We start from the raw sequence: 18,851 nt of genomic DNA on the forward strand, positions 1-18,851 counted from the left end.
CATCCATATTGAGCGATCGCACTCACCGACCCGACGATCAATAACCCACTAACTACGGGACAAAGTAACCATTTGTTGAATAACATTTTCTAACCTTGGTTCAACTTGTTTCTTGATCGATTCTCCCACTTTTTGATCGCCATTTACGGTAATTGGGATATTAATTACAGGAGCGATTGTTGTAGAAGTTTTCCCGACTCCAGTCTGTTGTAATGCACGTGATAAGTCCTGAGAAATAGACGGGGTAATACTTGGGGTCAATGCTGCGGGAAGCATTAAGGGTTCACGGGACTGAGGTAATCCTCCACCCCCACCGGACAAACCGCCTGTTAGCCTGTAAATCTCACTTCCTGCGGTTCCCGTAGCACCGGAGAAGCTTCCAGTATCCCCTCTAAGGCTTCGCATCTGTTCTTCTGTTGATAAACCACCAGGGAGTCGGTTACTGCCTTTTAAGCCTGATTCTCTTAGGGCTTGATTAGCTGTTGCTGATGAGCGACTGGTGAGATCAGAAACACTGTCAACTCCAAAATTACTTAAAACATCTTCTCTGATTTCCTGTAATCGTTGTCGTTTCAACCCTCTGTTAGCCGTGTTATTTGCCACATCCAATTGAGCGGATCTAATCATGCCTTTATTTCTAAAATCCAATGCCTGACGTTGAAGTTTGAATATCTCATCTTGATTTTCCTGTTGCCTTTGCAATAGTCTCAAATCTTGCTCCTGATATCCAACATTCTCCCGCGCTAATTCAGCCTCTAATCGCAAAGCCTCCAATTGTTCGGGCGTTGTCCTGGGGTCTTGTTGGGCAACAGACAAAGCAGCGTCAGCCCGTTTTGAATCTAACTTAGCTTGATTAATGGCGGAACGTTTAGCAATTTCCTCACGCTCAAGCTCGATGGTTTTCATTTGTTGCTGCATGATTAAGGATTGCTCTTCAAACTGAGCTTGCTGAAGGGCTGACTTTAACTTAATTCCGGCTATTAATTCAGCCAATTGTTTCTTTTTCCGTTCAGATCGTTCCCCTTGAACTAAAGCATCTAATTCTCCTTGATAGAAGCTACTCGCTGCATCAAACACACCTTTTTGTGCGTCTTGGAGTTCTGAGCGCATTTGGAAGGCTTTGGTTAACCCTTCTAACCGCTTAGTTTGACTGTCTAACTCCTTATTTTGTCGTTTGATGCTGTTCTCATATTGTTGACTTTCTTTATTTAGTTTTGCTTCGTAAAGTTTGACATTGGCATCAATCAAAGATCCCTGAGCTTCAGTGAGTTCAAGTTGAATCTTAATTCGTTCGTTAACATCGGTTTCTAATGATAACCGCTCCTCAATCTTTTTAATAGATTGTTGAGCAACTTTTAGATCATATTCCTCTCTTAAAATCTTACCTTTGTTCAACAGTCCTTTAAGACCAATTAATTCAATATTGTTAATCGCTTCCAAGTCAGCCATCCGTTTAGCTTTCTCGGCTTCTCTTAATGCTTTGACAGCTTCAAGTCGTTTCTTTTCTGTCTCTACGATTCCCTTTTTATCAGTCGTGGCTTTTGCCTCTAATTCTATTAATTCAAGGTTGTCCTTAGCTTGTTGGAGTGCAATATCGTTCTGGGAGATTTTACCAGCTAAATAATCTCGACTCAGTTGGTTAAGTTCTTTAGTATTCTCTAATTCCGCTTCAGCTAATCCCAATTGTTTCCATGCTGCACGTTCAGACCCTAATGCCTTCTCGATCTCAAGTCGGAGGGATGCTTGATTATTGATGTCCTTTTCTCTACTTAGTTGAGTCTGCAAGTCCCGAACTTTGTCAGAGGCAGATTGAGCATCAGAAAGTTCTCGGAGGGCTTTTCCCCCGTTAATCTGTTTCTCAATACCTAATAATCGAGCGTTGTTTTCACGAGTGATTTCAGCTAACAAGAACTCAGTATGAGCGTCCCATGCAGCTTTTTCAGTCTTTAGAAACTCTAAACTTTGTTGTAATCCTTGTTGTCTTAACTTTCTAATTTCAGTTTGACGGTCGGCTTCTAATCGAGGATCGGATAAAGGCGATTGTGCCTTCATCTTATTAAGTTTTTCAATGGTTTTATTATATTCAACCTCAATTGTTTTCAGGCTTTCTCTGGTGTTTTCTTCCTCTATAGATGTCTGATCACCCCCATCTTGATTAAAGGCTTTTTGACGTTCAATTTGACGCTCTAATTCCGCTTCTTTGACTAAATCAACGGTTTTTTGGAGTTGTTTCTCTAAGGTAGAAAGCTCTTGATCATAGCCTTCCTTGATGATTTTCTGGCGTTGAACTTGTAGTTTTCCAATCTCGGCGTTAATCGCTTCCCGACCTTCCTTGTCATCCCCTGCTAACTTCCTTAACTTGTTTTGCTGTTGTCTAATTTGTTCATCTAATCCCTTAAGTTGCAACTGTGTTTTCTGAGCGTTAAAACGTTCCTCAGTTCCTAATCCCTGAGCTAAATATCCCTCGATAATTGATTGTTGTTCCTCAAAGTTTTTAATTAATTCGGCGTTGCGTTTAGATCTTTCCTCTGCAACAGCTTTGGTAATATCCGCCTCTATTTTCTTGATTTCCTCCCCTGCCTTCTCTGCTGCTTCTGTATTCCCAAGGGATTGTTGTTCAGACTGAATTTGTTGTTGTGCCGATTTCCGTTCTTCTAGCTCCTTAATGGTTAGTGCCGTGATTTGTTTTTCTGACTCAAATGCTCCCACCTCCCCATTTTTTTGTAAGGCTTCAACTTCGGCTTTTTGACGACCAATAACAGCTAGACGTTCTTCACTCTCGGACTGAATAACCTTTGTAATAGTCTCCTGAGCTTCGCGTTGGACTTCTTGATCTAATCTCGTATCATTAGCTAATTGGCGAAGTTTGGCAATTACATCTTTATCAATTGTTTGACCCATCTCCAATAGAGCCATGTTAAACTCAATCACTTCTGAAGCTTTGGATTTAAAGATTTCCTGATCACCGGATGGCTTTAAAATTGCCTCCATTGCTTGATCGGCTTTTTTCTTTAATTGCTCTAGTGTTGACCCTAGTATGGGAAGATCTTTAGGTTCGATTTTGATGTCAGATGAGAACTCATTTAATGAGGTTTTTAACTTTTCTAATTCAGTAATCTGAGATTGAATATTGGCTTTATTGGCATCTCCTTTGACGGTTTTCTCCTGTTCTTTGAGAGCAGATATCTGATCTTCTATTAATCCAACCCTGAGTTTGGCTTGATTTTGGAGTTTTTGATTGTTTTTATATTCTTCATCGGTCAATCTAATCCCCAATTTCTCGGATTCCTGCTGTTTCTTTCTGGCTGCCGACAATTGTTGAATAGAATCAATTGCTAGATCTCCAAATTCTTCGGTTCTATCTGCTAAAACCTCCGTAGCCTCCGTAGAGTCTTCCAACGCCTTACTATAAAGGATTAACCCAATTCCCCCAACAACCGCAGCAACAGCCGTTAACGGGGCAAGTAGTGTGGCCGTAGAGATTAGCAGTCCTTTCATGGCTGTGGCTAATCCTCCAATTGTTAAGGCTCCAGCACTCGCAGCCGTTGACAACCCTACCAAAGAACTCGCGGCACTTCCGGCACTTACAGCCATCCCACTCAAACCCAGAGAACCCAAGACCCCAGAGAGGACGGTAAAGGCGGTTGTGGCACTCCCCACGACTCCCGCCAATTGAATCTTGACAAACGACAAGACGGCAGGGATTAATTGAGCGCGAAAGGCGATCGCTAAACCTCCGACAACAATAGTAGAAGTGATTAAAGCTGATTGCCAAGACCCGATCAAGATATTGACAACCTCACCCAATCCCCCAAATACACCCCCCAGGACTTCCATTAGTCCTTTGTTTTTGAGGATAAATTCATCAATTACCTTGAACGCGGCAAAAGCGACAACAGCAACTCTAATGCTTTTAAGAACATTGCTTAACGCTGCGGTTGCAGCGGTGATCAAAGTCATGGCTCCGGGTATCTGTTGGAGGTTAGCAAATAACCGTGTTGCTCCCGTTGCGCTAAAAACAGAAGCCCCTCCTAAGTTAGTAAACGCTGCGGCTAAAATTCCTGCGTTCCCTGCTACCAGTGGCAATAATTGACCCACACCAGGAAGCAAAACATTCCCTAAGACTCCAAAGGCAGAGGTTAAAACTTTGACACCAAAAACCAAAGCTTTGGCTTGCAAGGCAATAACTAGGAAACCACTGGCAACAGGAGCGATCGCACTCGACAAAGCGGAGAACAAATTTAACGCTGGACGCAATACCGACATCGTAAAGGCAAATCCTTCATTCAATGCCTCCAATGCGTTGGCTAGTGACGTAAACAGAAATAAAGGAACGTCTTTAAAGACCGTCGCTACATCCCCAAAAATAGTTTTAAGAATTGACTGAAAAGCCAGTCCAGCCCGGAGAATTTGATCAGTGACTTTTCCGGCTTCAGCAACAATTAATTCAGTATTAACATTTAAAAAATCATAGACTTCAGTTAATCCCTGAACCAAAGGAACTAGAAGTTTTTCCCCTGCTTTCTGCCCAATTAGATCAAAGACTTCCTGAATATTAGAAGTCACCCCGGCAAAGCTCTGGGATGCCAATTTGTTTCCTGCTCTAAACGGCTCTAATCGTTTAGTTAATTCACTAACAAGAGTCCCTTGAGCCTTCCACTTGTTAACCATATCGTTGTTAATACTTAACGACTTGGCTAAAACGGAGTTCTGATCAATGTTCCCTTGGAATATAGATTGAATTTCCTGTTGACTTTGATACAGAGGGACTTGAAGGGTTCCTAATGCTGCGGCAAAGGATAATGTCAGTCCCCTTGCATCGGTCAAACTAGCTCCAATCGGGGTAATACCGGAAGCTACCTGCTGAAAGACTGGAACCAATTCCTTGGAAGTCACCCCGACTAACTCTAGGGATTCTTGCTTTAGTTGTCTAATTTGGTCGTTTAACGGTTGATTCAGGGAGAGAATAGCCTGTTGTGCGTCCTTAATCTCAAAGCCATTGCTGATAATTTTTGAGGTTCCAACCAACGTGGCTGCGGTGGAAAGTAATTGATCTTGAAGTTCAATAGTCTGACCAATTAATAGCTGAAAAGGGCCGTTAGAAACCAACCCTTGAAGGGCTGACATCCCCTGACCAAAGAAACCGATTGTAGATGTTGTTTCTACAATTGCCCCGGTGATTCCCCCAAAGGATTCTTGAAATAGCTCAAAGATTTGAAGCGGTTGCCGAAGCCCTAATAAACTCCCCCCAAGTTCGCCTATAGCATCCTCAAGAGACTGAATAACATCCGTTGCGCTGTCATTAGCTGAAATTGTAATTTCTACTCCATCAAAACCTGCCATATCAAAGCCTCTTGATTTGCTATTATAAAATCAAGAGGAATCTTCTTTGTTAGTCATATTTTTATTTTAACCGAAACCCCGATAAAACTATCGGGGTTCATTATTAGGTTTAAGATTGGGTGTAGTCAGAGATGTTCATAATTTGTTTAGCTGCATGAACCCAGGTTGAGCGTCGAGTGAGAGAGCCGTGCTGTTTGATCTTGTCATCGTTCCAGAAGCTTCGGACATAGGCTTTTAATTCTTCCATGCTTGCGTCTTTGGTGTTAAAGACTGCACTACCAACTGATAGGGGTTGTTTTCCGTTCTGTGGGGTAGTGTCCGGTACTGTATCGGGTAAAGTGTCCGGTTGTGTCGGGTTAGCATCGGGTACTGTATCGGGTTTCTGTTCTGTGGCTTCTGTAGCTTCTACCGTGATAATGCCAGCTTGTACCGGGTTAGTATCGGGTTCTATCGGGTTAGTGGGTTCAGGTTCCGGCGTGGGTTCGGGTGTTGCTTCTGGGAGTTGTGCGATCGTTCCTTTTTGAATGGCGTTCATAGCTTGCCAGAAGGTTTCGATCAGGTCAGTCCGTCCCATAGAATCGGCGGCGTTAACAAAACTTTGAGATTGACTGATTGCTGACTCGGCTGCACCTTCAAGGGTCAAGACTGTTTGGAGTTCTGCTTCGAGGTTAGATTTGTCGTTGCGTAAGCCTTTGAGTTGGGCTTCTAATTCATCAATCTGGTTTTGAATGCTGTTAACTGAAGCGGTCAAACTGTTGACGTGTTGAGTAAATAACATGGTTTTAGTCCTTTGTCTCTGTGGTGTTTTGGTTTTTGAGGGGGTTGAGTTGTATCGATTTCTCTTCCCCTCATGTATAACAATATAACTGCTCTGTTTTACTTTGTCAACCTGTTTTACATTAGTCTTACTTATAGGGATTATTTAAAAGTAAGACGTTTAACTTATTGCCAACCGAGTGAAGCTTTGGCGGTGGTGATTTGGGATTCAGTCAAATCCGAGACAACTCTTAGTCGTGGGTTTAATGCTTTTCCGTTGTATACAGTCATCAAGGACATCGTGGGTTTGTTGACATCTCGTTTGACCGCTTTGATGTGTTTGCACTCGACTTTACGGAATGTGTGATCAGGACAGGAGCAGGTGTATGAGGAGTTCGTAACGACTTCGTAAACGCTATTCAGGTTTAAACTGTTTCGGACTTCGTAGCGTTCACCCGATAACTTAATAACCTTGATAAAATTCGATTTTGATTCGCGCTTAGATTCCTGAAACTCCGGTGTCCGACGTACTGCGATAATCAATGAGCGATAGAGATTGCTCGAAGCTTTTTTGGAGGGTGAAGAGTGGAAAGTTGGATGGCCAGGAAAGGTGACTTCTTCATTCTCAATTGTAAAACGCAACCCGTTGACATAACCTCTTGTTTTATCGATCCAACTGACCCGGATTTCAAAATGTGCGATATTGGTGAAAACTCGTGCTACCATTGGTTTAGTCCTTACTTGGATTGTAAGAGTTGGTTGGGAAGCCCTGGTAAGTTACCCTTCCGACTCTGTTGTTTTTGAGGTTTTCTTAACCCCTTATGTATAACAGTATAGCTAAACGTCTTACAGATGTAAAGGGGTTTTACTTCAATCTTACTTATAGGTAAAACAGAAAATAGATTGTTATACTTATATGTCTTACTTTCCGTTATACGCTGCTATAATGCAGTAAAACAACGGAGTGAGAATATGGCAGCTAACAAATTAATCAATTTCAGATGTCCTGATGACCTCTTAAACGCTATTGAAACCTATGGACGAGAGAAATACCCCGCAGTACCCAATAAACGGGGTAGTATCGAATACGACCAAAGCAAGGCAATCCGAGACATTTTAATCAGTGGACTCGAAGCCCTAACCAATGGGGAAGTGAAGATAGAGAAACAAATTTATCCAGCCCCGGACAATAAATCAGACGCGATCGCCGCGCAAATAATAGCCCAATTCGAGGAAAGGTTTCAGAAGATTGAAAATGCTTTATTTGGAGAATGAACCGACAAAAGCCGGGGGTTTATTCCTCGGCTTTTTCTTGTCTCATAACCTAAAAACACCTAGACTGTGGCTTTTTCTAGTGATGCAATCTCAGAACTCAACGCCTCCACCTGTTGCTTGAGTGCCATGATTTTAGGTTCATTTTGGAAAGAAGGGGATACAGGGGCTTCTTTGGTTGAAACCTGGATTCCCCCTAATATCAGGTTAAACCGCAGATCCGAGAATTGCTTGCTGATTTTATCAACAGCTTGACGAAATAAAGTAACCTTCTCCTTAACGTCTATCTTCAGAGATGCTCTTTGATCTTCTGGGATAGATTCAATCACCTGAATCCGTCGCTCAATCACGCATACCATCAATTTAGCCACAAAATCTATGATCAGGTAACTATCAATCAATGGGATAGTGCATTGGGCATCTAAACCGTAGAAGTAATCATTGGGGACAGAAGGACAAACCGCCTTAATAACTTTAGCTATTTTGTCTAATGATTCTTTGCTCTTAAACTCATCTGCCGATGCCTCCATAGCCCAATTAAGCAGGAAATCAATTGGTTTCTCTAAAGGGTATTTATTACCATCTAATTCAAGTGTATTAAAATCCATATTCAGCCCTAATTTTTATTGATCATATCATTAAGCAGTTTAACGTTGTCTTACGACTGCATAAATAAAATCGAACATTTCAGGATCGTTTTTGGCTAAATAGATTGTAAGATGTTGGCTTTTCGCATTGGGTTTTTTTCATTTCAAGACTTCACCACCGATCTAATTGGTTTGCTTTGTGTTGATTTTTCTTTGAGATACCCCAGAGGTTTTATCTTTAATCGCGCCTTCCGCATTTAGCTTGCCTTTCAACGCCTTGAGTTTACGAGATGGGGCAGCAGAGATCCCGTATTCAAGTTCAAGGTTATCAATTTCATCTATATCGACCAGGATTTCATCATCTGTTTGAGATTCGTTATTCATGCTTTTACCCTTAAATGATAGTTATATTTCAATAGATAACTTCTTCGTCTGTTTCAGGAGGGATTATAGGATCATCCATCACCGTCCCATCAAAGGTTTTTGCCATCTCCGTTGCTATCAACCAATCAGGGTCGGGAGTGGCAGGGGAATTAATCCAGAAAAAAGGCGAGTCCGGGTCTATGGCTGCCATCTTCTCTATCTTTGTCATATTATTGAGAATTCCAGCATAATGTGGGGTTGAAGATGTCCAAACCCCATTCTCTATAATTGATATAACACCATTGATCTTGACACGATAAGCCATTATCCTCTCCTAACCACTGAGTAAATAAAATCGAACATTTCCGGGTCTTTTTTGGCAAGGTAAACCGGATTTCTATACATTAATTCTAACCCCATAGAGATTATTTCCGTTGATCCGTCTGAGTAAACCTTACCCATATAAGGATTAATCCATTGATCAACTTTTGTGATTTCATCATTCCCATAAGTAGGATCAAATGTTTTTAGTTTAACTGTTTTTTCTCCTTCTGTTCGAGAGTTGTAAAAACGTTTGGCTTCATTTGCTATACCAGAAACAGAAGATTCGATCCAATGCCCCATCTCGTGAATTAGTGTGCCCGGATCGTCGGTTGCCATTGTAATCGTTAGACTATTGCTGTTGTAGCCACTCCGAGTCCCTAGGGTTTTTGCGGTCGCCAATGTAACAGAGCTCTTTAATTTTGGCAGATCTACCATTTTCGACAATATATCAATCCCTTTTTTATACAAGTGCTGATACAAAACTGAGTCGTTCTCCTCTTTTATTTTTACTTTTAAAGGCGTAGGATTATCCACCTCCAACAAAAACTTCCTTGCCTCTGCCATAAAATTAGAGAGTTCCATTAAAGCGGGTTCTAAATCATTTTCAATGCCTTGAGATAAAGCTTCAGCTTGAGATGGATTTGTTCGCGTTAAAGCAAAAATCTTTTGTCTTGTGTCGTTTATTTGTTTGTTGATATATTTTTCTGGATTAGCAGTGTCCAGCGAGTTTGATAAAACGTCTTTTTTGCTTCCATATCTTTCATATCCAGACATGAAATCGTCATACATTTCTAGTAAGTTTTGCCGACGTTTTTTTGCTTCACCCAACAACCTTGCCTTCCTTTGCTCTGGAGTTTCTTTAACTCCGGGCTTAACTTTACCCGTAAAATCCTTTACTACCTCAACAATGTCGGGTTCTGGTACTGCAACGGGAATAGGTGTTACCTGAATAGGGGTAACTTGAATGGGTTTCACTGGCACGGGAATAGGAGTTGGTTCCGGTGTTGGCTTTGGTGTTGGCTTTGGTGTTGGAGTAGGCTTAACTTTGGATTTTAAAGGTTTGATTTTGACGTAATCAATCCCCATAGCTTTTAACTTCTGAAGCCTATCCTTAGACTTAGCATCCTTTGGGACAACCCTGCAAGTCTTCATAACGTTAATACAAGATCTTCCGCAGTTGTAGGATGTAGTTTTAACGCATTGGGCTTTCTTCCGTTCCGTCATCAACCCCTCCTTACAACACTATAAATAAAGTCAAACATTTCAGGATCATTCTTAGCAAGATAAGCAGGGTTTTCATACATCATTTCCATGCCCATTGAAAGAATCTCGGAGGCATCCTTGTATTCTTTCCCCATATAGGGATGAAGCCATTTGTCCGTCCTTGTAACCTCATCCTCTCCATAGGCTTTGTTCCCAGTAACATCTCGAAGACGAACCAAGTCTTCCCCTTTAGTTCGTTTATTATAAAAGTCCACAACCTCCCGCCTAATACCTGGAACTTTTTCCTCTAACCAGTGACTCATCTCGTGAATTACCGTACTAGAAGATTCAACACCCATGTATACCTGATTACTTCCTAAATTGTAAAAACTCCGCCCTTGAGACTCAGGGGGAGCATCGACGATATTGATTGGATCTTTTAGATTAGGGATAGAAACCATTCGAGAGAATGCTTCAACCCCCTCCCTGTATGACGGGGAACTTATTGAAGCATTGATTTTGGTTGGGGAGCTTACCTCTATTAATTTCCTGGATTGAGCTAAAAAATTGGCATTTTCCTCTTTTATGACTTCAAGCTTCTTGTTCGCTTTTATAACCATCTCTTTTGCACCCAACGGATTACTTTTGGCAGCTTTGCTAATCTGTTTTTTGTAACTATTATATACATCCCAGAGTTTGGCATTAGGAGATGCTCCTTTTATCACCTCCGCAGTAGCTCCTTTTGTTTTAGACTTACCCTCAAACTCTTCAGACAACTTTAATAGTTGCTCTCTCTTTGCTTTTGCCTCAGCTTTTAATCTGGCTTTCCTCCTTTCTGCATTGATTTCACCCCTAGCTTGCTTCAACTCCCCCGCTTCAACTTTTCTTTTTGCCGTGATGTTGTCTATTAATCTATTGGTAGATTCTTGGCCCTTTTTGTTTTTTACCCCTTTTGATTTAGCAAAAATAGCTGCAACTTGCTTAAGTTTTTGTAGTCTATTTCTCCCAAAGGAATCGGATGGTGATTGCTGACAGGATTTTGAGACATTTATACAGGCTTGACCGCAATTGTAAGCTGTTGGTTTTTCGCATTGTGGTTTTTTCATTTTTGTTTAAACCAAGATTAAACTTCTTCCACTTCTACATAAAATAATCCATTTTCTTCTTTAACACTTTTAACTCTATGTCTAGCATTTTTAGGCACAACAACCTCTGCTTCTCCATCTCCAAACCGACTTAGGTTTTGAATGGATACACCTGTTTTGTTAACCGACTTAATAATAACGCTTATATTTTTATCCTTACCAAAGTGCATCATGGGATCAGCGAATAACTTTGCAACAGACTCCTTAGAACTCCAAGAAGCGTGAGCGGACTGATTATCCAAAAGCCCATTTTCATCCCCTTTAAGCCATTTCGTTGCCTCTTCTTTGCTTTTAAAAGCCATCCCCCTATAAATATCTCCTTTGTATGGAGTTAAGCTGCTCACGTATTTTTCAAAATCTTTCGCCTCCTTGTTGGGTTTGCCTTTCTGTTGAGATCTTCTTATTTCTCCACTACCTTTCGCGCTCCAGTACCATGCGGAGCTAGTTAGATCCTCAGCTTCTTTCATTGTGATTTTATTGCCTTGTTTTGTCATCATGTCATAATATTCTTGGGCATCTTTAGGAGCCCCTTCGTGGGTTCCATCACCAACCAACTTAATGTTTACACTGGGTTTAACTTCAAGTTTTGGCTCTACCTTTGGATCGGGTTTGACCTTGGGTTCTGTCGTTTTCTTCGCTGTTGATTTTTGACCAGAAGGCTTTTTACTTTCTGCTTTGGGTTTAGCTTGAGACTCCTCTGATTTTACACCCTTTTTGCCCTTAGCTTGTTCCATCAATTCAAGTCTTTTCCGATTAGCTTGATTTGATTTATTGCCAAATTCCTTCTGTTTATCACTACCTCTTTCTGTCTTATCAAGTTTCTCAAACTCCTTATAATAAGACGTCGCTAAACCTTTTAACTTTTTAAGCCTATCTTTTGGTTCAGGATCTTTTGGGTTGGCTTTACAGCTTTTCATTATATTAATACAGGCATTACCACAGTTGTAAGAAGTTGGTTTAGTGCATTGTGGCTTTTTCCCTTTACCTATCCCCGCATCAACTCGATAGCTATAACCTGCCGAGAATTCCTCCCATTCAATAACTCCATCTTCACTATCTAAACTGTCCATTTTTCCGGGTTTAAACGGACTATAGGAGACTGATTCACCATCTAACTCAAAACTAAAAACACGGGGTCTAGCTGCGTCCTTAAAGTTCCCAGTAATCCCACCGTCTTCGTCAACCTCAAAATTTAGCACTACCACTGGAGCATTATAGGCAAAAGGAAGTGATAAGGTTTGAGCGATCGCTAATTTCATTTGAGCTTCAGTTGGGGCTGTAGTCTCGTCCATCCGGTATTGGTAAGAAAGCATAATTAATTCCTGTTGTTAAATTTATGATTATTTAAGTTTTAAGCCGTCTTTGGATAATCCAGACATTTTGTATTTTGGCTTATCTTTAAGATCGGGGTCGGTTCTTTTATTGGCAGGAGTGGCGGATATTCCCCCTTCAAGTTCGAGTCTGTCAACTTCCTCCATTTCTGCTAAAATTTCATCATCTGCTTGAGGTTTATTTTTCATGTTTTTGTCCTTAAATAATGACTGTATTCTATCCTATTTTAGAGTTTTCTCGTATTTCTCAACAAATGCCTTAGCTGATTCTTCTGACAATTCAAAATAATCCGTATCATAATATTTGCTATCTTCAAAAACTTTCTCTGTTTTCCTCTGAAATCCCACTGCCTCATAGAAAGACTCTGACGTATCCAGTGCTTCTAGTTTTATTCGTCCTTTCAACCCTCGCTTTATGCTTTCCTGAATAGCTTGATACATAATCTGTTTTCCTACCCCTTTTTTGCTCTGTATTATATTTAATGGATTTGTCCCCAAATATTCTATATACATTGAATCTTTGGATTTTTCGTTTCCTACCATAAAAAAGCCTTGAGCATTTCCAGACTCATCTTTTAGAAAAATCGTATCTTGTTTTCCCGGCTTTTCTTGAGCAGAATAAATCAACCCATCTATTACTATGCTTGAGTCAAACACTAAGTCCAACGTGTTCTCAAGAGCCTCTCTATTGACTTTTTTGCCTCCAATCATATCGTCTTCAGAAAGAGCGTCCAATACTTTTTTCCCTTTTATCTTAAATTGTTTTGCGGTTGCATACCATTCTTTTGCTGTTTTTATTTGATCTTCCTTGGAAACCAGGGAAGGAGTTAGTTTACCAACTTTTTGTTCAGGAGTTTTTTGCTGTGTTTTAACCTCTTCTTGTTTGGTAGAGCTTTTTTCTGGCGGGGAGTCAACCTCTTCTACTTCTACATACACAACACCCCCTTCTTCTCTAACGCTTTTAACTTTGTGTTTGGCATCTTTTGAAACAATAACCTCGGATTCCGTCTTCCCATAACTACTTAGGTTGGAAATAGACACACCTGACTTGTTATTGACCGACTTAATTACAACAGACACTCTACCTAGATCATCTTCTACTGATGCAAAATCTTTAGCAACGTAGAGTTCAGAACTCCAGGATGCATGGGCGTTTTGATTGCCTAAAATGCCGTCCTTATCTCCTTTTAGCCAAGCATCCATCTCTTTTTTGTTGTCAAAAGTTATCCCTCTGTAAACCTCTCCTTTGTATGGGGTTAAGTTTTTGATATAATTATCAATAAGTGTCGCTCGTTCATTGACACGCCCTTCCTTTTGATCTTTTCTTATTTCCTCGTAACCAGCCCCCGCCCAGTCTTTAATAGCATCAACAGTATCTTGAGCTTCTTTTAATGTTATTTGCTTCCCGTTTTTAGTGGCAAGATTATAATACTCCTGGGCATTTCTGGGCATCCCTTCGTGTGACCCGTCTCCTGTCAAACCTTCTTCTTCCGATCTCGTAGTTTTTAATTCACTTCCAGGCACTATCCCCTTGGCTTTCATGTAATTAGCAACACCATTTTTTAATGTCAATAATTGAGCTTCAGTCGCACCCGCTTTTCTTGCAGTTTCTACTAATTTAGAAACATCAACCCCCGCTTTCTTTGCTAGATTTTCTATTGTTTGGGCATTTTTTTGGGCAATGGAAAGGGGTTTTGTTTTTTCTTGCGTTTGTTTTTCTACTGGTTTTTCTACTGGTTTTTCTGTTGGTTTTTCTGTTGGCTTTTCTGCCTCAGTTTTGGGATCTACTTTAGCTGTTTTAGCTGGTTCTGATATCTTGGGGGTTTTAGTTGTTTTAACTGTTTCTGCGTAATCTTTCCCGATTTCGTTTAAATTTTTAAGCCTGTCCTTTATTGTGGGATCGTCGGTTTTTGTCTTACAACTTTTCATTATATTAATACAAGCCGCGCCACAATTGTAAGCCGTTGGCTTCACACATTGGGGCTTCTTATTACCTCCTATCCCCGCATCTGCTCGATAGGAGTAGCCACTAGAGAACTCCTCCCAATCCTCTGCACTATCCATCCGTCCTGGGGCATAGGGCTTGAAAGTGACGGATTGCCCTTCTATATTAAAAGAAAAAACACGGGGACGGGCTGCATCTTTAAACTTGCCTTCAAATTCCCCTTGATCGTTTACTGAAAAATCCAATACTACCACCGGAGCGTTGTAAGCGAAAGGCTTTGATAATGTTTGGGCGATCGCTAGTTTCATCTGAGATTCGGTTGGCGTGGCATCTTTTCTGGTTATTAAACCCATGATAGAATCTCCTATATTTCCTCTGCTTCAACAATAATCCGTCCGTTTTCTTCTTTGACACTTTTAACTCGATGGCGAGTATCTTTTAAAACTATAACCTCGTCTTCTCCCCTGATATTGCTCAAATTCTTGATAGACGCACCTGATTTATTAATGGTTTTAATAACAACAGGAAACCTTTTTTCCTCGATAAAGAAATCGTCCGAAAATTCCTCTGCTGTCTCAAGACTAGACGACCAAGAGGCGTGAGCACCTTGATTATCTAGCACTCCATCCTTGTCGCCTTTAGCCCAGTTTAAAGCCTCCTTTTTGGTTCCAAAGTGAATCCCTCGGTAGACTTCGCCTTTGTATGGGGTTGAGTTTCTGACATAATTAGAAATCCGATCCGCATGATCATTCTCTTCCCCTGCCTTTTGATCTGCTCGAATGTCAGTGGAATCTTTTGTCCATTTATAAATAGACTCAACGGTGGCTTTTGCCTCCTTCTCAGAAATATTTACCCCCGCTTTTTCCAGGGCTTTATGATACTCTTCGGCGGTTGAGGGCATGGATTCATGATCACCATTTCCTACTAAGTTAAGGTTTTTAGGCTTTTCATCAGGTTGTTTAGAGGTCTCTGTTCTATCTTCACTCTTTACATCTGTTTCAGTAGCTTTCTTTCCTTCTTCAATGTCAGATTCTTTCCCTTTCTCGCTAGGGGATATTTCTTTTGTTACCTTAGCGTTTTTATCTATTTCTGGTGTTTTTTTTGCCTCTTTCTTAGTTTTTGCAGTTGATTTAGGAGTGGATTTCTTAGTTTCTTTAGTGTAATCAATCCCCGCAGCTTTCAGTTTTTCTAAACGATCCTTTGATTTGGCATCATCAGGGTTGGACTTACAATTATTCTTAATATTTATACAGGCTTTTCCGCAATTATATGCTGTGGGTTTAACGCATTGGGGTTTCTTGGCATCTCCTGCCTTGCCTTTAGTTTTAACCTTGGCATCAAAGCGGAAGGCGTACCCTGATGAGAACTCCTCCCATTGTTCTACTGTATCGCCCGAATCCATGCGTCCTGGCGCGTAAGGTTTGAAGTTGACGGTATTTCCATCCAACTCAAAATCAAACACCCTCGGACGGGCAGAATCCTTGAATCGCCCTGATATTTTACCCGTATCATCTACCTTAAAGTCCAACACCTCCACTGGTGCGTTATAGGCAAAAGGAAGGGCAAGAGTCTGAGCGATCGCTGCTTGCATCTGGGCTTTTGTTGGAGCCGATTTAGTCTCTATGCTCATGTTTTGTTCCTTTTGCCTGTAACTTAATTAAGGGTTTCTATATGTTCCCACCACTATTTCTTTTGATACTTTCGGATTGTAGTTATTTGATCTTGTTCAATCCTTGAGGATTTTAACATAATAACGCACCCCCCCAAGACTGGTTGTGATAGAATCCTCTACCTTCTTCGGTGTAGAATCTGTCATCTCTCCCCCAATCAATTGAACCTTGTCGTTTGCTTGCATTTCCATTAATAAATTGTTAAAATCCCCTCGACTCACCTTGTCTCCAAGGGATTTCCGAAGTTCGTGAATAGGAATAAGATTGCCATATTTCCCATCTTTGTCAAGATCAGCCAAGGACTTCATTGCCACGTCTTCAAATTCTTTCGGATCGGTTATTTGACCGGGTTTTCTTTTTGTTTCAGTCCTAGCTTTCTCCATAGCCTCTTTGTCAAAAAATCGAATATAATCCCTATGCGCTCCGAGTTCGGTTTTTATCCCCCCTGGCATTTGTTTTTGTCCTTCACCAAGTTGAATATTATCATTATCGGCTTGAGACCGAAGCATCCACTTGTCAAAATCTTCTGCTTTTACTCGCCCCTTGAGTTCTTCTCTCATTTTTGGAATAGGGATCAACCCATCGTAATTATTCTCAAAATTAATCCTAGCTAATTCTTTTGAGATTTCCTTTTTAAAAGTGTCATAATCCTTGATCGGCTCGTCACTATAAAAAGGATTTGCCTTGGATTTAGGACTGGATTTAGCTTCAACTTTGACCTTGGGTTCTGTCGTTTTCTTCGCTGTTGATTTTTGACCAGAAGGCTTTTTACTTTCTGCTTTGGGTTTAGCTTGAGACTCCTCTGATTTTACACCCTTTTTGCCCTTAGCTTGTTCCATCAAAGCAAGTCTCTTCCGACTAGCTTGATTTGACTTGTCGCCAAATTCCTTCTGCTTATCACTCCCTCTTTCTGTCTTATCAAGTTTCTCGAATTCCTTATAATAAGACATCGCTAAACCTTTTAACTTTTTAAGCCTATCCTTAGAAACATTATCTTTGGCATTGGATTTGCAATTTTTATTAACATTAATACAAGCACTCCCACAGTTATAAGCTGTCGGTTTCACGCATTGAGGCTTTTTTTTGCCACCTACTCCCGCATCAACGCGGAAACTGTACCCCTCTGAGAATGCCTCCCACTCTTGGACATCTTCCTCTGATTCTAAACTGTCCATTTTACCGGGTTTATAAGGCTTATAAGCTACGGACTCCCCATCTAAGGTGAATGAAAACACCCGTGGACGTGCCGCATCTTTAAATACTCCGGTAATATTGCCATTCTCGGCAACATCAAATTTAAGCACAACAACTGGGGCGTTATAGGCAAAACCCATTGATAAGGTTTGAGCGATCGCTAATCTCATTTGAGCTTCAGTAGGCGCAACAGCACCTCCTCCACCGCCATTCCCCACCGCTACTTCATCTTCATCAACCCGATATAAAGAACTTGGTTTTGATTTCAGCATGATTTTACCTTTTATAAATAGAAACCTTGTGAGTTAATCACAAATAAAAACCTTGTGAGCTAATTTTTTCAACCAACTCCATGTCCCACGTCACAACATTTTCTGTTAATGAGACTAAGTTACAAACAACCCCATCAGGAGGGTAAAGGGTGGTGTCTGCTCCGACGAGGTAGTCAACACCCTCTCCTTTCAATTGTTCCTCTAAATAACGCCGTGAAATCCCTTTAACTGAATAGGATCTAGTTATCCCCTCCACTGAGCTTAGGTTTTCAATCCCCTCCTTGCTTGGGAATTGATCTTGAATAACCGGATCTGGGGTAATCTCCAAATATTCGTAACCATCGCCCACTCTTGTGCGAACGACGAGGCTTTGAACATTAGGATTGCCGAATCCCCCCGCAAGGGGAGAGATCCGGTCTCTTAGGGCTATCATTTGCTCAACGAAGGATTGACTCATTTCTTCTCTTTGGGAGCGTGACCGTGGTCTGGCTTATCTAGCTTCCCGTTAATTTCTTGTAACACCACGTAAATCGCTGCCATAGCTTGCAATTCTGGGGAAGCAGGAGTCACCATCCCGGCAGAAGTAACTCGACCATTATCAACTGAGAAATCAGGGAATTGTACTTTCATAAAACCAGAATAGGGGGAGTAAAAATAGTATTGCGGAGGTGAATATATTGCCTCCCGTAAGTCGTTAAAGACCAGTCATCCTCAGAGCCAGAAGGTGTGGAACTCCCTGACCCTGATGCGATTCCCGTAACACTAGAGGCAATATCCGCCTGTTGGAACCAATCAACGCTGATTCGATGGGCAGCAATCAGCATAATTCCATCCGTTCTCTTGGGATCTGCCCAACCAGCACAATAATTATTCTCAGCAAAGTTTAAACTGTATTGAATCACAGAAGATTCGACCACAGTGAACTGAGGATAAACCGCTAAAAAATCGGAAGGGAGAACCATCCGCTACCCCCGAATGTTCATAGTGTTGACTGACTTGATATTTTTAACCTGCTCTGCCAATGCCTTAGAAATAGCGGGACGATCTTCTCTTTTCTCAGATCGTTCTAACCAATCAATATCACTTGAATTGCGAATCAAGTCCAGGGCATCTTTCTCAATATAATCAAGGGTTGTTTCGGTGGGAAACTTCCCTTCCTCTAGGGTGGGAGAGATTATTCTGAAGGCTCCGCAATTAATAAGTTCCATGCCGAGAGGATGTCGAGCAATATACTCATAGTCCTCATCAGGAAGCTCTAAATTAGTCCCCGGCAAAATCCAACTCCCTCGTGTTTCCACTGCATCTAAGGAATTCTTTTTAGTTCCCCCACGATTAATGGGGCGAGAGAAACGAATCGGTGAAGTGATAGCCTCCACTGATATTCCGTAAGGAATACGGGGATTGTGAGGATTTAGTTTGGGGTCAAAGATGATAGTTTTAGACATT

At 41.2% G+C, this 18,851-nt stretch carries 18 protein-coding genes; 1 reads left to right on the plus strand and 17 read right to left on the minus strand.

The features are described 5' to 3' along the window. Window positions 1–48: 48 nt before the first annotated feature. From ACKPEB_RS16740 to ACKPEB_RS16750, 3 genes are all read right to left on the minus strand, one after another. Window positions 49–5,343, minus strand: coding sequence for a hypothetical protein (locus ACKPEB_RS16740; protein ID WP_408966098.1), 5,295 nt, complete (start codon window positions 5,341–5,343; stop codon window positions 49–51). A 109-nt stretch (window positions 5,344–5,452) separates the two neighbouring features. Next, on the minus strand, window positions 5,453–6,121 hold the full coding sequence (locus ACKPEB_RS16745) for a hypothetical protein (protein WP_408966099.1): 669 nt from the start codon (window positions 6,119–6,121) through the stop codon (window positions 5,453–5,455). 164 nt (window positions 6,122–6,285) lie between these two features. Next, window positions 6,286–6,825 (minus strand): hypothetical protein, encoded by a 540-nt coding sequence (locus ACKPEB_RS16750; protein WP_408966100.1) that lies wholly within the window; start codon window positions 6,823–6,825, stop codon window positions 6,286–6,288. 246 nt (window positions 6,826–7,071) lie between these two features. Between ACKPEB_RS16750 and ACKPEB_RS16755 the strand changes: the two genes are divergently transcribed. Continuing rightward, window positions 7,072–7,374: a hypothetical protein gene (locus ACKPEB_RS16755; RefSeq protein WP_408966101.1), complete on the plus strand. Its 303-nt coding sequence runs from the start codon at window positions 7,072–7,074 to the stop codon at window positions 7,372–7,374. A gap of 59 nt (window positions 7,375–7,433) precedes the next feature. Here the strand turns inward: ACKPEB_RS16755 and ACKPEB_RS16760 are convergent, their stop codons facing one another. The 14 genes from ACKPEB_RS16760 to ACKPEB_RS16825 all read right to left on the minus strand — a co-directional run bounded on the left by ACKPEB_RS16760 (window position 7,434) and on the right by ACKPEB_RS16825 (window position 18,850). Next, window positions 7,434–7,979, minus strand: coding sequence for a hypothetical protein (locus ACKPEB_RS16760; RefSeq protein WP_408966102.1), 546 nt, complete (start codon window positions 7,977–7,979; stop codon window positions 7,434–7,436). A 162-nt stretch (window positions 7,980–8,141) separates the two neighbouring features. Beyond that, on the minus strand, window positions 8,142–8,342 hold the full coding sequence (locus tag ACKPEB_RS16765; protein ID WP_408966103.1) for a hypothetical protein: 201 nt from the start codon (window positions 8,340–8,342) through the stop codon (window positions 8,142–8,144). Between the two features lie 28 nt (window positions 8,343–8,370). After that, entirely contained in the window at window positions 8,371–8,646 is a 276-nt protein-coding gene (locus tag ACKPEB_RS16770) for a hypothetical protein (RefSeq protein WP_408966104.1), read from the minus strand. Continuing rightward, window positions 8,646–9,869, minus strand: a complete 1,224-nt coding sequence (locus ACKPEB_RS16775; RefSeq protein ID WP_408966105.1) for a hypothetical protein — start codon at window positions 9,867–9,869, stop codon at window positions 8,646–8,648. The genes ACKPEB_RS16770 and ACKPEB_RS16775 overlap by 1 nt, the downstream gene beginning before the upstream one ends. Further along, window positions 9,869–10,954, minus strand: a complete 1,086-nt coding sequence (locus ACKPEB_RS16780) for a hypothetical protein (protein ID WP_408966106.1) — start codon at window positions 10,952–10,954, stop codon at window positions 9,869–9,871. The genes ACKPEB_RS16775 and ACKPEB_RS16780 overlap by 1 nt, the downstream gene beginning before the upstream one ends. A gap of 17 nt (window positions 10,955–10,971) precedes the next feature. Next, complete coding sequence (locus ACKPEB_RS16785) at window positions 10,972–12,306, minus strand: hypothetical protein (protein WP_408966107.1); 1,335 nt, start codon at window positions 12,304–12,306, stop codon at window positions 10,972–10,974. A gap of 27 nt (window positions 12,307–12,333) precedes the next feature. Further along, window positions 12,334–12,513, minus strand: a complete 180-nt coding sequence (locus ACKPEB_RS16790; protein ID WP_408966108.1) for a hypothetical protein — start codon at window positions 12,511–12,513, stop codon at window positions 12,334–12,336. 33 nt (window positions 12,514–12,546) lie between these two features. Further along, window positions 12,547–14,622 (minus strand): hypothetical protein, encoded by a 2,076-nt coding sequence (locus ACKPEB_RS16795; protein ID WP_408966109.1) that lies wholly within the window; start codon window positions 14,620–14,622, stop codon window positions 12,547–12,549. An 11-nt stretch (window positions 14,623–14,633) separates the two neighbouring features. Further along, on the minus strand, window positions 14,634–15,899 hold the full coding sequence (locus ACKPEB_RS16800; protein WP_408966110.1) for a hypothetical protein: 1,266 nt from the start codon (window positions 15,897–15,899) through the stop codon (window positions 14,634–14,636). Between the two features lie 96 nt (window positions 15,900–15,995). Next, window positions 15,996–17,405 (minus strand): hypothetical protein, encoded by a 1,410-nt coding sequence (locus ACKPEB_RS16805; protein WP_408966111.1) that lies wholly within the window; start codon window positions 17,403–17,405, stop codon window positions 15,996–15,998. A gap of 37 nt (window positions 17,406–17,442) precedes the next feature. Further along, window positions 17,443–17,862 (minus strand): hypothetical protein, encoded by a 420-nt coding sequence (locus ACKPEB_RS16810; protein ID WP_408966112.1) that lies wholly within the window; start codon window positions 17,860–17,862, stop codon window positions 17,443–17,445. Beyond that, on the minus strand, window positions 17,859–18,035 hold the full coding sequence (locus ACKPEB_RS16815; protein ID WP_408966113.1) for a hypothetical protein: 177 nt from the start codon (window positions 18,033–18,035) through the stop codon (window positions 17,859–17,861). The genes ACKPEB_RS16810 and ACKPEB_RS16815 overlap by 4 nt, the downstream gene beginning before the upstream one ends. Next, complete coding sequence (locus tag ACKPEB_RS16820; protein WP_408966114.1) at window positions 18,032–18,367, minus strand: DUF4054 domain-containing protein; 336 nt, start codon at window positions 18,365–18,367, stop codon at window positions 18,032–18,034. The genes ACKPEB_RS16815 and ACKPEB_RS16820 overlap by 4 nt, the downstream gene beginning before the upstream one ends. 3 nt (window positions 18,368–18,370) lie before the next feature. Then, window positions 18,371–18,850 (minus strand): hypothetical protein, encoded by a 480-nt coding sequence (locus ACKPEB_RS16825; RefSeq protein ID WP_408966115.1) that lies wholly within the window; start codon window positions 18,848–18,850, stop codon window positions 18,371–18,373. Window position 18,851: the final 1 nt, after the last annotated feature.

Origin of the sequence: Planktothrix sp. (genome assembly GCF_046067725.1) — a bacterium.
Classification (GTDB): Bacteria; Cyanobacteriota; Cyanobacteriia; order Cyanobacteriales; family Microcoleaceae; genus Planktothrix.

Excerpts from the sequence above, each read along its gene's own strand:
- ACKPEB_RS16740 (WP_408966098.1), bottom strand. The coding sequence starts at position 5,343 with ATGGCAGGTTTTGATGGAGTAGAAATTACAATTTCAGCTAATGACAGC.
- ACKPEB_RS16745 (WP_408966099.1), bottom strand. The coding sequence starts at position 6,121 with ATGTTATTTACTCAACACGTCAACAGTTTGACCGCTTCAGTTAACAGC.
- ACKPEB_RS16750 (WP_408966100.1), bottom strand. The coding sequence starts at position 6,825 with ATGGTAGCACGAGTTTTCACCAATATCGCACATTTTGAAATCCGGGTC.
- ACKPEB_RS16755 (WP_408966101.1), top strand. The coding sequence starts at position 7,072 with ATGGCAGCTAACAAATTAATCAATTTCAGATGTCCTGATGACCTCTTA.
- ACKPEB_RS16760 (WP_408966102.1), bottom strand. The coding sequence starts at position 7,979 with ATGGATTTTAATACACTTGAATTAGATGGTAATAAATACCCTTTAGAG.
- ACKPEB_RS16765 (WP_408966103.1), bottom strand. The coding sequence starts at position 8,342 with ATGAATAACGAATCTCAAACAGATGATGAAATCCTGGTCGATATAGAT.
- ACKPEB_RS16770 (WP_408966104.1), bottom strand. The coding sequence starts at position 8,646 with ATGGCTTATCGTGTCAAGATCAATGGTGTTATATCAATTATAGAGAAT.
- ACKPEB_RS16775 (WP_408966105.1), bottom strand. The coding sequence starts at position 9,869 with ATGACGGAACGGAAGAAAGCCCAATGCGTTAAAACTACATCCTACAAC.
- ACKPEB_RS16780 (WP_408966106.1), bottom strand. The coding sequence starts at position 10,954 with ATGAAAAAACCACAATGCGAAAAACCAACAGCTTACAATTGCGGTCAA.
- ACKPEB_RS16785 (WP_408966107.1), bottom strand. The coding sequence starts at position 12,306 with ATGCTTTCTTACCAATACCGGATGGACGAGACTACAGCCCCAACTGAA.
- ACKPEB_RS16790 (WP_408966108.1), bottom strand. The coding sequence starts at position 12,513 with ATGAAAAATAAACCTCAAGCAGATGATGAAATTTTAGCAGAAATGGAG.
- ACKPEB_RS16795 (WP_408966109.1), bottom strand. The coding sequence starts at position 14,622 with ATGGGTTTAATAACCAGAAAAGATGCCACGCCAACCGAATCTCAGATG.
- ACKPEB_RS16800 (WP_408966110.1), bottom strand. The coding sequence starts at position 15,899 with ATGAGCATAGAGACTAAATCGGCTCCAACAAAAGCCCAGATGCAAGCA.
- ACKPEB_RS16805 (WP_408966111.1), bottom strand. The coding sequence starts at position 17,405 with ATGCTGAAATCAAAACCAAGTTCTTTATATCGGGTTGATGAAGATGAA.
- ACKPEB_RS16810 (WP_408966112.1), bottom strand. The coding sequence starts at position 17,862 with ATGAGTCAATCCTTCGTTGAGCAAATGATAGCCCTAAGAGACCGGATC.
- ACKPEB_RS16815 (WP_408966113.1), bottom strand. The coding sequence starts at position 18,035 with ATGAAAGTACAATTCCCTGATTTCTCAGTTGATAATGGTCGAGTTACT.
- ACKPEB_RS16820 (WP_408966114.1), bottom strand. The coding sequence starts at position 18,367 with ATGGTTCTCCCTTCCGATTTTTTAGCGGTTTATCCTCAGTTCACTGTG.
- ACKPEB_RS16825 (WP_408966115.1), bottom strand. The coding sequence starts at position 18,850 with ATGTCTAAAACTATCATCTTTGACCCCAAACTAAATCCTCACAATCCC.